Origin of the sequence: Massilia forsythiae (assembly GCF_012849555.1) — a bacterium.
Taxonomy (GTDB): Bacteria; Pseudomonadota; Gammaproteobacteria; order Burkholderiales; family Burkholderiaceae_D; genus Telluria; species Telluria forsythiae.
Map to the genome: position 1 here is coordinate 4,615,210 of NZ_CP051685.1, position 13,342 is coordinate 4,628,551.

The following is a 13,342-nucleotide window of genomic DNA, read 5'->3' on the forward strand; positions in this document are numbered from 1 at the left end:
CACTGAGGCTGCCCTTATCATTTCATCCGCAATCTTGTTGCGAATGCATGGTTCTTGAACACTTGATAACAATGACAACGAAGACACCCGCGGCGGGCAGCCGCTTCGACCAGCAACAGGACCTGCAGGCGATCGACGCGCTGCGCGGCTATGCCGTGTTGCTGGTGATCTGCATGCACGTCTTCATCCATGTGCCGACGCTGGCCTGGCCCGTCAAACGCCTGCTGCTGCTCGGCCACACGGGCGTGCAACTGTTCTTCCTGGTGTCGGCGGTGACGCTGCTGATGTCCTGGAGCCGCGATACCGGACATGCGTTCGGCGCCCGGGCGCGCCAGTTCTTCGTCAACCGCTGGTTCCGCATCGCCCCGCTGTATTTCCTGGCGATCGCCTTCTACTGGTTCTTCGAACAGCGCACGCTGGACGAATTCAACCTCGCGCGCCTGGTCGGCACGCTGCTGTTCTATAACGCCTGGTCGCCCTACCTGCTGCCGACGATCGGCGGCTGGATGCCGGCGCCGGGCGGCTGGAGCATCAGCGTCGAATTCATGTTCTACCTTGTGTTTCCGCTGCTGGCCATGCTGGTCACGACCATGCGCCGCGCCGTGCTGTTCGTGGTGCTGGCGTACGCGCTCATGCTGGCGGCGTCGGTGTTCGGCCAGGGGCTGTATCCGGAAGTCGGCGCCGAGGCGCGCGACCGCTTCCTGTTTTTTTGGCCGCCGAACCAGCTGGTGGTGTTCGCCATCGGTTTCCTGCTGTACCGCGCGGTCAAGTCCGCCGCCGTGCAGGACTGGGTGCGGCGCTCGCGCCTGGACGCCGGCGGCGCCACGGCGCTGCTGGTCGCGGCGCTGCTGGCGGTCCAGTTCTATCCCGGCAAAGGGTGGGAGCTGCTCGTGTTCCTGTTGCCGCAGCACCTGTTGCTGACGCTGCTGTTCGCGGGCTGGGCGCTGTTCATGCTGCTCAAGCCGCGGGCCGCGGTGGCGCCGGGCACGGTGGTCGAGATCGGCAAGATGAGCTTCAGCATCTACCTGATCAACTTCGCCGCGCTGGCATCGGTCGAGACCCTGCTGTCCATGCTCTGGCCGTTCGGCGTGACCGGCATCCTGTCCGTGGTGTACGCGGCGATCCTGTTCGTGCTGGCGACGTTCGCGTCGTACCGGGTGGCGCGCTTCACCTACCGCTACGTGGAGCGGCCGTGCGTGCGCTTCGGCAAGGCGCTGCACGGCGCCGACCGGCATGCCTGGCTGTCCATCAAGACCGGCGATCGGCGCGAGGGCCTGTAAAGCGTGGCGCCTCGACGCGCATGCTTATGCCCGTCAAATGGCATCCCGCATAGGGCGTCGAAGCCGCGCGGTTGATCCGGCACGGGCGGCGCATCAGATCGTCGCAGGCTCCGCCAGGTGCTCGGCCTGCAGGCCGGGCGCGAACATCTCGATGAAGCGGTGCGCGAAGCTGGGCAGGAATACGCCGTTGCGCACGCCCAGCATGGTGGTGCAGGTGCCGAACAGCTGGCCGTCGGTGTCCAGCACCCGCAGGCCGTCGCGCGCCAGGTCTTCCAGCGCCATCTCGGCCACGATGCCGACGCCGAGCCCGCGCCGCACGTAGGTCTTGATGACGTCGGCGTCCATCGCCGTCAGGCGCAGGTCCGGTACCAGGCCGGCGGCGCTGAAGGCGGCATCCACGCAATGCCGTCCGGTGAATTGCTCGTTGTAGGTCACCAGCGGATAGGCGGCGATGTCGGCCAGCGTCACCGGCGCGCGCGCCAGCAGCGGGTGGCCCGGCGGGACGATCACCACGTGGCGCCAGGTGAAGCAGGTGTAGGCGCGCACGTCCGGCGCCCCGTCGAGCGCTTCGCTGGCGATGCCGATGTCGGCGTCGCCGTCGCTCAGCATGGCGGCGATCTGGCGCGGCGTGCCCTGGTGCAGCTCCAGCGCCACCTTCGGAAACGCCCGGTTGAATTTCTCGACCACGCCCGGCAGCGTGTAGCGCGCCTGCGTGTGGGTGGCGGCGATCACCAGGCGGCCGCTGTCCACGCCGGCGTACTGGCTGGCATAGCGGCGCAGGTTTTCCGTCTCCAGCAGGATGCGGCGCACGATGTCGACGGCGCCGTCGCCCGCACGGGTGACGCCGGTCAGGCGCTTGCCGGAGCGCACGAACAGCTCGATGCCCAGCTCTTCCTCTAGATCCTTGATCTGCTTGCTCACGCCGGACTGCGAGGTGTACAGCACGGCCGCCACTTCGGTCAGGTTCAGGTTGTTGCGGACGGCTTCGCGCACGAAGCGCAATTGCTGGAAATTCATTCTGGCTCCATTAAATACCTATTGGGCACCTCGAAAACCGTCGCGAGCGGCAGCCAGGGTGGTCGAGAAACGCAGCTGTACGAGAGGTACAGCGAGCATCGCAGACCGCCCTGGCAACGCGCAGCAGGTTTTTCGGGGTGTCCATTCTCATCTTCATCAAAAAGTACGGTTTTGCCAACGAATCCTTCCGAATATGGTTACTCAAACCATGCCGCATGGGGAAGCTGCGCAGGTTGCGCATCGGATGGATATGACGTTTCTCCTGCAAAGCATCGCAGTTTTGATTGTTTGTGCGGCGCAGCAGGATTGGCTAACGTGCGGGGACCGTTTCATCCACCCCACCATGAAAGCAGACATGAGCAGACAAGCGACCCCGGCGCAGCAGGCCGCCATCCGATCCGTTACCGCACATCCGGCCCGCGCCGGCCGCCACGCCCCGCAGCGCGCCTTGCGCTGCACGGCGATCGGCGCCGCCGTGGCGGCCATGTGCATGGCGAGCGGGATGGCGGCCGGCGCCGTGGACGCGGCGCCGGCACTGGCGGCGGCAACGCCGGCGGCGGGCGTCGACAATGGCGCCGGCGTGGCCACGGCGAGCGCCGCAACGGCCGACGCCGGCGCTGCCGCGGCGCCGGCGGCCGACGCGTTGCCGCCGGAAGGCGCGGGCGGCGTGGTCCACGTGCGCGGCAAGGCGCTCAGCGGCGCCGACAAGGCCAAGCTGCGCCTGGACGACATTCCCGGCGGCGTCAGCGTGGTCGACGCCGCGCAGGTCGAAAAGGGGCGCGTGTTCACCAACGAGGACGTGCTGGCCTTCCAGCCCGGCGTGTACGCGCAGGCGGCTGGCGGCACCGACGGCATCAAGATCTCGATCCGCGGCTCGGCCATCAACCGCGGCACCAACTTCTTCCGCTCCGGCACCCTGTTCCTGTTCGACGGTCTGCCGGTCACCGGCCCGGGTGGCACCCCCTACGAACTGTTCGAGCCGCTCGGGCTGTCGCGCACGGAAGTGCTGCGCGGCGCCAACGCCTTCGACGCCGGCGCGCTGATGCTGGGCGGCGCTATCAACTACGTCACTCGCACCGGCCAGGACGCGGCGCCGTTCGAGGCGCGCGTGGAGGGCGGCAGCTACGGCTACCGCAAGGCCTACGTCAGCTCGGGCCAGGTGATCGGCAAACTGGATTACTACGTCGCCGCGGTGGACGCGGAGCGGCGCGGCTACCAGGCGCTGTCGCACGGCGAGTCGCGCGGGGTGATCGCCAATCTCGGCTACCGGTTGGCCGACGACGTGCAGACCCGCTTCTACTTTCGCTGGCGCCAGACCGACAACGAGCAGCCGGGCGCGCTGACGGTGGCGCAGGTGGAAAGCGACCCGCGCCAGGCCAATCCGGTGGCGGTGCAGCAGAATGCCCACCGGCGCCAGCCCGGCTCGACCTGGATCGCCAACAAGACCACCTGGAATATCGACGCCGATTCGACGCTGTCGGCCGGCCTGGTGTACCACAACTACCCGATCGACCAGGAACTGTCGGTGAACGCCGGCCGCTGGGGCTTCGCCGACGCCTCGGCCGTGCTCGACTACGAAACGCGCGGCATCCTGTTCGGCCGCGCCAGCAAGACCAAGGTCGGCCTGCTCTACACCGGCCACCTGCACGGCTGGCTCGACACCTATGTGCGCATCCCGGCCGCCGCCACCGCGGCGCTGGCGACCGGCACGCGCATCCGCCACTCGAACTACGACGGCGCCGACACCACGCTGCACGCCGGGAACGACCTGGAACTGGCGCCGCGCCTGTGGCTCACCAGCGGCGTCTCGGCGGTGCACACGCAGCGCCAGACCGCGGTCACCTTCCCGGTCACGAACGAGGACTACCGCCGCACCACCAACGCGCTGGCGCCGCGCCTGGGCCTGCGCTATACGCTCGACAACGACGTGCAGCTGTTCGCCAACGCCAGCCGCAGCATCGAACCGCCCAACAGCTGGGCCTTCCTCACCACGCCGCCGACCTTCACCAGCGGGCCGGCCACCGGCCTGGCACGGCGCGGCCTCGATTTGAAGGACCAGGCAGCCAACACGCTCGAACTGGGCACGCGCGGCCAGGCCGGCGCGGCCAGCTGGAGCCTGAGCGTGTACCGTGCGCACGTGCGCAACGAACTGCTGTCGGTCGAAGTGGTTCCGGCCACGGCCACCACCGCCGCGCTGACGGCCGAATCGAACGCCAGCCCGACCATCCACCAGGGCGTCGAGGCCGGGCTGGAATCGCGCTTGTGGGACGGCGGCGCGGCCGGCAGGCTGAGCACGCGCCATTCGTTCACGCTGAACGATTTCCGCTTCCGCCGCGACGCCAGGTTCGGCGACAACACGCTGCCCGGCATCCCGCGCCGCTGGTACCAGGGAGAACTCCAGTACGAGCGCCCCAACGGCCTGTATGCGGGCGTGAGCGTGCAGGCGGCCTCGCGCATCGACGTCGACTACGCCAACTCGTTCAAGACGCACGGCTACGCCATCCTCAACGCCAGCCTCGGCTACGACCACCCGAGCGCCGGCTGGAAGGTGTTCCTCGACCTGCGCAACCTCGCCAACAAGCATTACGTGTCGAGCGTGGCGCCGGCCTACAACGATGCCGGCACCGACCAGCGCCGTTCGGCGCCGGGCGAGGGCTTCGGCATCTACGGCGGCCTGTCGGTCGCGTTCCGCTGAAAGGAGGCACGCCATGAACATCGACCGAATCCCACTGCCGCCGCCGCAGCCGCCGCAAGCACCCAGCGACGCCGAACTGGCCGCGCGCTTCCGTCCCGTGTTTGCGCGCATCGCCGCCGGCGCCCTGGCGCGCGAGCAGGAGCGCCGCCTGCCGTTCGAGGAAGTCGAATGGCTGCGCGCCGCCGGCTTCGGCGCGCTGCGCATCCCGCAGGCCTGGGGCGGCATCGGCGCCAGCCTGCCGCAGTTCTTTGCCCTGCTGGTGGAACTGGCGGCCGCCGATTCCAACCTGGCGCACCTGTTGCGCGGCCATTTTTCCTTTCTCGAGAGCCGCCTGAACCACGAGGACGAGGCCACGCGCGCGTTCTGGTTCCCCAAGGTGGTGGACGGCGCCCTGATCGGCTACGCCATGGCCGAGCAGACGGCCGGCTCGACCATCGCCACCACCATCACCCGCGCCGGCAACGGCTGGCGCCTGGACGGCAAGAAGTTCTACAGCACCGGCACGCTGTACGCCGACTGGATCGTCGCCACCGCGCTCGACGGCGCGCAGGTCGTCAGCCTCGCCTTTCCCGCGACGCTGGCGGGCGTGACGCGGCTGGACGACTGGGACGGCTTCGGGCAGCGCATGACCGCCAGCGGCACCACCGTGTTCGAGGACGTGGCGCTGGGCGACGAGCACATCGTGCGCCGCTTCGACGGCAAGCCGCCGGGCGGCTACCACAAGGCCTTTTTGCAGCTGGTGCTGCTGGCCAGTATCGGCGGGGTCGGGCGCGCGGTGCTGCAGGACGCCGTCGCGTTCGTGCGGCGCAAGACGCGCGCCTTCGACGTGGCGGGCGAATCGCGCCCGCGCCACGACCCGCTGGTGCAGCGCGTGGTCGGGCGCCTGGCCAGTTTGTCGTACGCGGCGGACAGTTTGGTGGCCGGCGTGGCGCGTTCGCTGGAGGCGGCACGCGCACGCATCGTCGACGGCAGCGCCGACGATGCGCTGTTCACGGCGACCGAGATCGAGGCGTTCCAGGCGCAGCAGGTGGTGATCGACCTGGTGCTGCAGGCCAGTAACCTGCTGTTCGAGGTCGGCGGCGCTTCCGCCACCAGCGAGGCGCGCCGGCTGGACCGCCACTGGCGCAATGCGCGCACGGCGGCCTCGCACAACCCGGCCATCCTGCGCGAGCGGATGATCGGCGACTATCACCTGAACGGCACGGCGCCGGCGCAGGGCGGGGCGGGGGCGCCGCCGGCGCGGGAAGAGGAAACGGCGCCGCCGGCGCCGGTGGATGTTCAGCCGCGCGACGCCGTCACGTAGCCGGCCTTCGCGGCGCGCGCGCGGTAGTCGTGCGCCTTCGCCTCGTCGCGGCGCCCGAATTCTCCCGAGTTCCAGCCATCCGCCAGGATCGCCAGCGCCGGCACGAAGCCGAATTCCGCGGCCTTGGCATACCACCCGGCCGCACGCGCCGGATCGGCCTCGACGCCGATGCCGCGCTCGTACATGCGCGCCAGCATGAAGGCGGCCTGGACCTGCGCGCTCATCAACTGCGGATGGGCGGGATCGAAGCGCATGCGCTGCTGCCGCGGATCGAAGTAGCCGCCCGCGAGCCGGTCCAGCCAGTACACCGCCTGCCTGCCGTCCGCCGGGACACCCTGGCCGTACAGGTGCATCTGGGCCAGCATCAGCGCCGCTTCCGGATAGCCGACCTGGGACCAGGCCGCGCGGAACCCGGACAGTGCGCCGGCATGGTCGCCACGGTCGTAGGCATCGAAGGCGTGCGCCAGCGCTGCGTACGCGCCGGCAGATCCCTTGTCGACGACGGCCGGCGCGCCGCCGGTGCGGCAACCCGTCATCGATACGGGCACCGTCGCGGCGCCGCCAGCGGCCGGATCGAGTGCGGGATTGTAGGGGCCGAGGAAGGGACAGCCGCCGGAGGTGCGCCCGGTCAGGGTCGCGCTCATGAGGCGGTCGTGCGGCGCCGGGGGCGCGACGGTGTCGCGGATGGAAAGCGGCCGATTGTCGATGAGACTGGACGGGGCGCTGAACGACGGTTCTCCGGTGCGGTCGGCGGCGCCCGCGGGCAAGGATGCGGCCAGCGCAATCGTGAGCGCGAGCGGCGCCGGCGCCAGGGTACGCCGCGGGCGGCGCAGGGCATTCTTCATGATTCCTCCTGTATCGTTGTCGTTGGATGGGGAACATGCTGCGGGTCGAGTATAGCCCTGCACCGGCGGGCGTGTATCGCTCAATCGGATGAGTGTTTTGCAGGCGATGGACCGGAGCCCATGCGCCGGCCCCTACACTGCGCAGCATGGAACACATCAAAGCTACCCGCCGGGCGTCCCGGTACGCATCCTGGTGCGCGTGCATGCTCGCGGGCGCGCTGACCTGGCCTGCGGCCCACGCCGCCGACACCATGGACCTGTCCGGCACCTGGCAGTTCGCCCTCGACCGCGACGACCAGGGCGTGGCGCAGGGCTGGATCGACCAGGCGCTGCCGCAGCGCATCCGCCTGCCCGGCATCCTCAACGCGCAAGGCTACGGCGACGAGATCACGGCGTCCACGCCCTGGGTGCTGTCGCTGTACGACCGCAACTGGAACCTGCGCGACGACTACCGGGCCTACACCGCGCCGGGCCGGGTGAAGGTGCCGTTCCTGAGCCAGCCGCCGCGCCATTACCTGGGCGCCGCCTGGTACACGCGCGAAGTGGATGTGCCGCGCGGCTGGCAGGGCAAGCGCGTGCAGCTGTGGCTGGAGCGCCCGCGCTGGGGTTCGAGCGCCTGGATCGACGGGCGCGAGGTCGGCAGCGTGCGCAGCCTGGTGGCCGAACACGCCTACGAACTCGGCACGCTCGCGCCGGGCAAGCACCGCATCGCGGTGCGCGTCGACAGCCGCCTGCTGATGGCCTACCGGCCGGATGCGCACAGCGTGTCCGACTCGCTCGGCATGAGCTGGAACGGCATCGTCGGCAAGGTGGAACTGCGCGCGACCTCGCCGGTGTACATCGACGACGTGCAGCTGTACCCGCGCGTCGCGGACCGCAGCGTGCTGGTCAAGCTGCGCATCGGGAATACCGGCGCGCCGGCCGCCAAGGGCAGCGTCGGCGCAACCGTGGGCGGCAAGACGCAGCGCATCGCGGTCGCGTGGGACGAACGCGGCGGCGCCGCCGAGTTCCGCGTGCAGTACCCGCGCGATGCCAAGACCTGGGACGAGTGGCAGCCGGCGCTGCAGAAGCTGGCGCTGGCGCTGGCCGGCCCGGCCGCCGACGACCGCCGCACCCTGTCGTTCGGCTTCGTGCAGATCGCCGCGCGCGGCACGGATATCCTGGTCAACGGCCGTCCGACCTTCCTGCGCGGCACCCACCACGGCGGCGACTTTCCGCTGACCGGTTATCCGCCCACCGACGTCGACTACTGGAAGAAGATCTTCGCGATCAACAAGGCGTGGGGCATTAACCACATGCGCTTCCACTCGTTCACGCCGCCGGAAGCCGCGTTCCAGGCGGCCGACGAGGTCGGCATCTACCTGCAGCCCGAGCCGGGCATGTGGAACAACGTCTCGCCCGGCACGCCGATGGAAGCCATGCTGTACGACGAGACCGAGCGCATGATCCGCGCCTACGGCAACCACCCGTCGTTCCTGCTGCTCAGCCCCAGCAACGAGCCGTCCGGGCGCTGGAAGGAAGCGTTCGACAAGTGGATCGCGCATTACCGCACGGCCGACCCGCGCCGCCTGTACACCAACGGCACCGGCCACACGGAGCCGAAGGTGCCGGACGTGGACAAGGGCACCGATTACCTGGCGATCCAGCGCATCGGGCCGAAGCCGCTGCGCAACAAGACCGGCTGGTTCGGGCGCGACTACGCCGCCTCGCTGGAAGGCATCACGGTGCCGGTGCTGTCGCACGAGACCGGGCAGTGGGTGGCCTATCCGGACTTCGGCGTGATCGACAAGTTCACCGGCTACCTGCGGCCGGGGAACTACGAGATCTTCCGCGACTCGGCGCGCAGGCACGGCGTGCTGGACAAGAACCGCGACTTCGCGCTGGCCTCCGGCGCATACCAGCTGCTGTGCTACAAGGAAGAGATCGAGGCGATCCTGCGCACGCGCGGCATGAGCGGCTACCAGCTGCTCGACCTGCACGACTACCTCGGCCAGGGCACGGCGCTGGTCGGCCTGCTCGACACCTTCTGGGAACCGAAGGGCTACGCCACCGCCGCGCAATTCCGCCGCTTCAACGGCGAGACGGTGCCGCTGGCGCGCGTGACTAGGAACGTGCTCACGGCAAGCGAGCGCCTGGACGTGCCGGTGGAGATCGCCCACTACGGCGCGCGCCCGCTGTCCGCTGCACGTCCGTACTGGCGCATCGAGGATGACAATGGGCGCGCGCTGCTGTCGGGCCGCTTCGCGCCGCGCGACGTGCCGATCGGCCTGAACACGCCGCTCGGGCGCATCGACGTCGCGCTGGATGGCTTGCCGGCGCCGGCGCGCTACACGCTGGTGGTGGGGCTGGAGGGCGGCAAGGATAGCAAAAGCGCGCCGATCGCCAACGATTGGCATTTCTGGGTGTATCCCGAGCCGGGCGCCGCCCCGGACGTGGCGCAAGCGCCGGACCAGGGCACCGGCGCGCGCAGCGCACCGGCTGCGGACGCCGCCGCATCCGCCGTGCTGGCCACGCATTCCTGGGCCGAAGCCGAGCGCCGCCTGGCGCAGGGCGGCAGCGTGCTGTACCTGCCGCGCAAGGCGGACCTGGACTGGACCTCGCCGCCGCTGGCCGACGTGCCGGTGTTCTGGAACCGCCTGATGAACCCGGGTTGGGGCCGCATGCTGGGCCTGTGGATCGATGACAAGCACCCGGCGCTGGCGCAGTTCCCGACCGCGTCCCACTTCGACTGGCAATGGACCGAACTGGTGAACGGCGCGCGCGCCATGAACGTGGAGCGCCTGCCGCGCGGCCTGCAGCCGATCGTGCAGCCGATCGACGACTGGAATCGGAATTACAAGCTGGGCGCGCTGTTCGAGGCGCGCGTCGGCCCGGGAAAATTGATGGTGTCGACCTTCGACCTCGACGGCCGCCTGGCCGAGCGCCCGGTGGCGCGCCAGCTGCGCCGGTCCCTGCTGGCCTACATGGCGGGCGACGCCTTTCGGCCGCGCACCGAGGTCGACCCGGCCGCCTTGCGCGCCGTGCTGTTCGACACCCGCGTCATGAAGAAGCTGGGCGCGCGGGCCAGCGGCTGGCCGGACGCCGCCAACGCCATCGACGGCGATCCGAATACGTATTCACTCGTCGCGGTCAAGGGCGACACGCCGCGTCCGCAGCCGGCATTGACCATCGCCTTTCCGGCGCCGGTGCCGTTCACCGGGCTGGTGCTGATGCCGCGCCAGAACCACCGCGAGCACGAGGGCGACGTGCGCGAGTGGCTGGTTCAGGCCAGCGACGACGGCCGCGACTGGCGCGACCTCAAGCGCGCCACGCTGGGTTCGACCTTCGATCCGCAGACGGTCGACTTCGGCCGCAGCGTCAGTGCGCGCTACCTGAAGTTGACGGCGCTGTCCGGCTTCGGCAACGACCGCGCCAGCGCGCTGGCCGACGTGGCCGTCGTGTATGCGGGACCGCCGCTGCCGGAAGAAGCGGGCGAGGTCGACTACCAGCGCTCGCGCTCGATGTCGGCCGATGTCGACGAGGCGGGGATGGACGAGCGCAAGCCGGGGCGGCGCAAGTAGGCACGGGCTCGGCGCCATATGCATTCTGGGCCAAGGACCCGTCGTTCCCGCGCAGGGTGAAGAATGCCACTGGCATTCTTCACCCCATACTGAGCAATAGAATTCGTTGCAATAAAAGTCACGCGAATTTTGACATATACCGACTTTGGAGACTCAGCATGGGTCCCCGCTTTCGCGGGGACGACGGTCTTTACGTCAGCAATATTATCTTGGACAGCAATGCGCTTTGGCGGGGAGTCGTTTCAAGCAGTGCCTGGAACGACGGTCTTGAGGTTAGCAATATCGTCTTGGACAGGCCCGCTCAGGCGCGCTTGCCGCTCCGGCGGCGCCCCAGCAGCAATGCGGCCAAGCCGGAACCGACCAGCGCCAGCGACGCCGGTTCCGGCACTTCCGCCTGGGCGGCATCGGTATTCACCGCGAACACGCTCAATCCGGCCATGGCGTCGCCGGGCGACACCGCATAGTTCCAGCCGGTCCAGCCGTACGGGTTGGCGGCGGCGCTGGTGTTCCACGCCGTGTCGAAGTCGCTTTTCCAGGCGTACTGGCTGCCGTCGCCGTACCAGCCCCAGACGATGTCGCCGGCGGCGGCGCCCATGACGGCGGCGTCGCGGGCGAAGCCGGCCGGGTCGGCCGGCGCGGCGGCGGTGAGCGTGGCCAGTTCGGCGGCGCTGGCAACGTGCCAGCCGGCAGGCAGCAGGGCTGTGGCGGCGCCGTAGTCGAGCCCGTCGTACTGGGACAGGGTGCGCCACAGGTAGCCGGTGGCCGTGTCGCCGAAGCTGCCGTCGTCGTGGGTCACCAGGGCGGCGCCGGCGAGCGGGCTGGCCAGCGCCATGGCGGTTGCGGCGGCGGGGATGAGGATGCGCAGGGCTTGCATGCCGGGAGTCTCCTTGTTTTCGCTAGTGGTTACAGCATGTCGAGCGTGTCGTAGACCCAGCTCGGGCTCAGGTAGCCCGTGCCGCCCGAGCCGGAAGCGACGTTGATGGTCAGGGTATTCGTGCCGGCGACGAAGGCGCTGGCCGGCACCGCATAGGTGAACAGCTTGTTGTTGCCGCGATAGTTGCCGACCGTGACATTGCGCGTGCTCGGCTGCGTGGATGCCGCCGGCACCGCCGAAGTCCAGCCGTTGACGCTGATCTGCGGACGGCCGCCGCCGCTGGCGGTGGTGATGCCGATGCGGATGGTATGGTTGGCGACCTGCTCCGGCGCCAGTACGAAGGTGACCCGGGTCGGGTTGTTGGCCGCGACCTTCCATTGCGCGGCCGGGAAGGTCGTGGCCGGCGCGCCGATGGCGTAGGTGACCGGCCCCCAGGAGGCGTTGCGGGTGTCGGACGGGTGGCGCAGGTTGATGCTCGTGCCGTTGAGGAATTCCAGCGGCGTGCCGTCCCAGGTGCCGATGCGCCAGACGGCGGCCGCCTTGTCCGGATCGGCGTCGAGCGTGCGCACGGGCAGGGTGCTGGTGGCGCCGGCCGCCACGCTGACGCTCTCGCTGTACAGCTCGAGCTCGTCCTTGAACACGGTCATGGTGTAGGCGCCCGGCTTCATGGCGGGCGTGGCGAAGGCGCCGTTCGGGGCCTTGGCTACCGTCCAGTACTGCGCCGTGTCGTTCTTGAAGGCGACCGTGAAGCGGTGCGCCAGGTCGAAGCCGAGCAGGCCGCGTCCGTTGACTTTGCCGCGTCCGCTGGCCGGCACCCAGCCGGACAGGTTCTGCGATTCCATCCAGGCCATGTCGGGAATGCTGGGCGCGGCGCCGTCGGTGAACACCAGCGCGTACGGGCCGTGGAAGCCCATGCGCCAGGCTTCGGTCTGGGCGTGGCCCGAATTCATGTAGTTGTAGACCTCGGTGTCGCCGCCGCTCTGGTTCTGGATGTCGCGGTAGAACGGGCCGCCGGAACTGCTCTCGCGGCTGCCGTAGACCATGTAGGCGCCGACGCCGGCGCCGGTCACGCCGCGCACCGACAGGTCCATGGCGCGCTGGTTGCCGTAGTACTTCGAGGTCGAGGTGCCGTCGGCGTAGCCGAACACGTCGCTGCTCTCGATGGCGCCGGTGCTGCCGGCATTGTTCGATTCGCGCGGCACGCCGGTGAACACGCTGCCGTTCAGGCGCGTGATCCAGCGCAGCTCGCCCACCGAGGGCTCGGCGGTGACGTAGGTACCCATGTAGACGGTGTTGTCGCCCTGGCGCACCAGGAGGTAGTGGACCAGGGTGGCGGTGGTGAGCGTGATCTTCGCGACCCCATTGGCGACCGCGTACGACACCGCCGCGCCGATGCCCGACGAGATGTGCGATCCCTTCGACTGGCCCTGCAGTTCCGGCCCGCCCTTGTAGTGGATCGAGGTGATGTCGCCGCCCGCCTGCCTGACCTTGAACACCAGGCCGGCGCCGCTGTCGACGGTGAGATAGCCGCCGGCCTCGCCGATGCCGAAGGTGCTGGCGGCGTCCTGGCTGCCGCTTGCCGCGATGGATGCCGAAGAAACCGACGAGGCGCCCGCCAGCAGGCGCGTGCCGGACGAGTCGGCGCCGGATATGTCGCCGCCGCAGGCAACGAGCAGGCCGGATGCGGCGATCAGGCTGGATGCGATGAGACGGGTGGACCGGACAAGGGACGGGTGATGCATGGGATCTCCTCCGTGGTGTGCCGCAC

General features: G+C 69.5%; 8 protein-coding genes. 4 read left to right on the plus strand and 4 right to left on the minus strand.

The window, feature by feature from the left end; translation table 11 throughout:
• Window positions 1-71: 71 nt before the first annotated feature.
• Window positions 72-1,280 carry an acyltransferase family protein gene (locus tag HH212_RS19490; protein ID WP_170204022.1) on the plus strand — a complete coding sequence of 403 codons (1,209 nt, stop codon included), beginning with the start codon at window positions 72-74 and terminating at the stop codon, window positions 1,278-1,280.
• A gap of 93 nt (window positions 1,281-1,373) precedes the next feature.
• Here HH212_RS19490 and HH212_RS19495 read toward each other — a convergent pair whose 3' ends face one another.
• Window positions 1,374-2,297 (minus strand): LysR substrate-binding domain-containing protein, encoded by a 924-nt coding sequence (locus tag HH212_RS19495; RefSeq protein WP_170204023.1) that lies wholly within the window; start codon window positions 2,295-2,297, stop codon window positions 1,374-1,376.
• 355 nt (window positions 2,298-2,652) lie between these two features.
• Between HH212_RS19495 and HH212_RS19500 the strand changes: the two genes are divergently transcribed.
• Complete coding sequence (locus HH212_RS19500) at window positions 2,653-4,992, plus strand: TonB-dependent receptor family protein (protein WP_211172372.1); 2,340 nt, start codon at window positions 2,653-2,655, stop codon at window positions 4,990-4,992.
• Window positions 4,993-5,005: 13 nt separating this feature from the next.
• Entirely contained in the window at window positions 5,006-6,295 is a 1,290-nt protein-coding gene (locus tag HH212_RS19505) for an acyl-CoA dehydrogenase family protein (protein ID WP_170204024.1), read from the plus strand.
• Here HH212_RS19505 and HH212_RS19510 read toward each other — a convergent pair.
• Window positions 6,271-7,140 carry a tetratricopeptide repeat protein gene (locus HH212_RS19510; protein ID WP_170204025.1) on the minus strand — a complete coding sequence of 290 codons (870 nt, stop codon included), beginning with the start codon at window positions 7,138-7,140 and terminating at the stop codon, window positions 6,271-6,273. The genes HH212_RS19505 and HH212_RS19510 overlap by 25 nt on opposite strands.
• A 203-nt stretch (window positions 7,141-7,343) precedes the next feature.
• On the opposite strand from HH212_RS19510, the gene HH212_RS19515 reads away from it, so the two are divergent.
• Window positions 7,344-10,700, plus strand: coding sequence for a DUF8487 domain-containing protein (locus HH212_RS19515; protein WP_170204026.1), 3,357 nt, complete (start codon window positions 7,344-7,346; stop codon window positions 10,698-10,700).
• A 301-nt stretch (window positions 10,701-11,001) separates the two neighbouring features.
• Here the strand turns inward: HH212_RS19515 and HH212_RS19520 are convergent, their stop codons facing one another.
• Both HH212_RS19520 and HH212_RS19525 read right to left on the minus strand, forming a co-directional pair.
• Window positions 11,002-11,574 (minus strand): PEP-CTERM sorting domain-containing protein, encoded by a 573-nt coding sequence (locus HH212_RS19520; protein ID WP_170204027.1) that lies wholly within the window; start codon window positions 11,572-11,574, stop codon window positions 11,002-11,004.
• A gap of 29 nt (window positions 11,575-11,603) precedes the next feature.
• Window positions 11,604-13,316 (minus strand): rhamnogalacturonan lyase B N-terminal domain-containing protein, encoded by a 1,713-nt coding sequence (locus tag HH212_RS19525; RefSeq protein WP_170204028.1) that lies wholly within the window; start codon window positions 13,314-13,316, stop codon window positions 11,604-11,606.
• Between the last annotated feature and the right edge of the window lie 26 nt (window positions 13,317-13,342).

Bases quoted from the DNA above. Each gene is read 5' to 3' on its own strand.
- HH212_RS19490 (WP_170204022.1), top strand. From the start codon at position 72: ATGACAACGAAGACACCCGCGGCGGGCAGCCGCTTCGACCAGCAACAG.
- HH212_RS19495 (WP_170204023.1), bottom strand. From the start codon at position 2,297: ATGAATTTCCAGCAATTGCGCTTCGTGCGCGAAGCCGTCCGCAACAAC.
- HH212_RS19500 (WP_211172372.1), top strand. From the start codon at position 2,653: ATGAGCAGACAAGCGACCCCGGCGCAGCAGGCCGCCATCCGATCCGTT.
- HH212_RS19505 (WP_170204024.1), top strand. From the start codon at position 5,006: ATGAACATCGACCGAATCCCACTGCCGCCGCCGCAGCCGCCGCAAGCA.
- HH212_RS19510 (WP_170204025.1), bottom strand. From the start codon at position 7,140: ATGAAGAATGCCCTGCGCCGCCCGCGGCGTACCCTGGCGCCGGCGCCG.
- HH212_RS19515 (WP_170204026.1), top strand. From the start codon at position 7,344: ATGCTCGCGGGCGCGCTGACCTGGCCTGCGGCCCACGCCGCCGACACC.
- HH212_RS19520 (WP_170204027.1), bottom strand. From the start codon at position 11,574: ATGCAAGCCCTGCGCATCCTCATCCCCGCCGCCGCAACCGCCATGGCG.
- HH212_RS19525 (WP_170204028.1), bottom strand. From the start codon at position 13,316: ATGCATCACCCGTCCCTTGTCCGGTCCACCCGTCTCATCGCATCCAGC.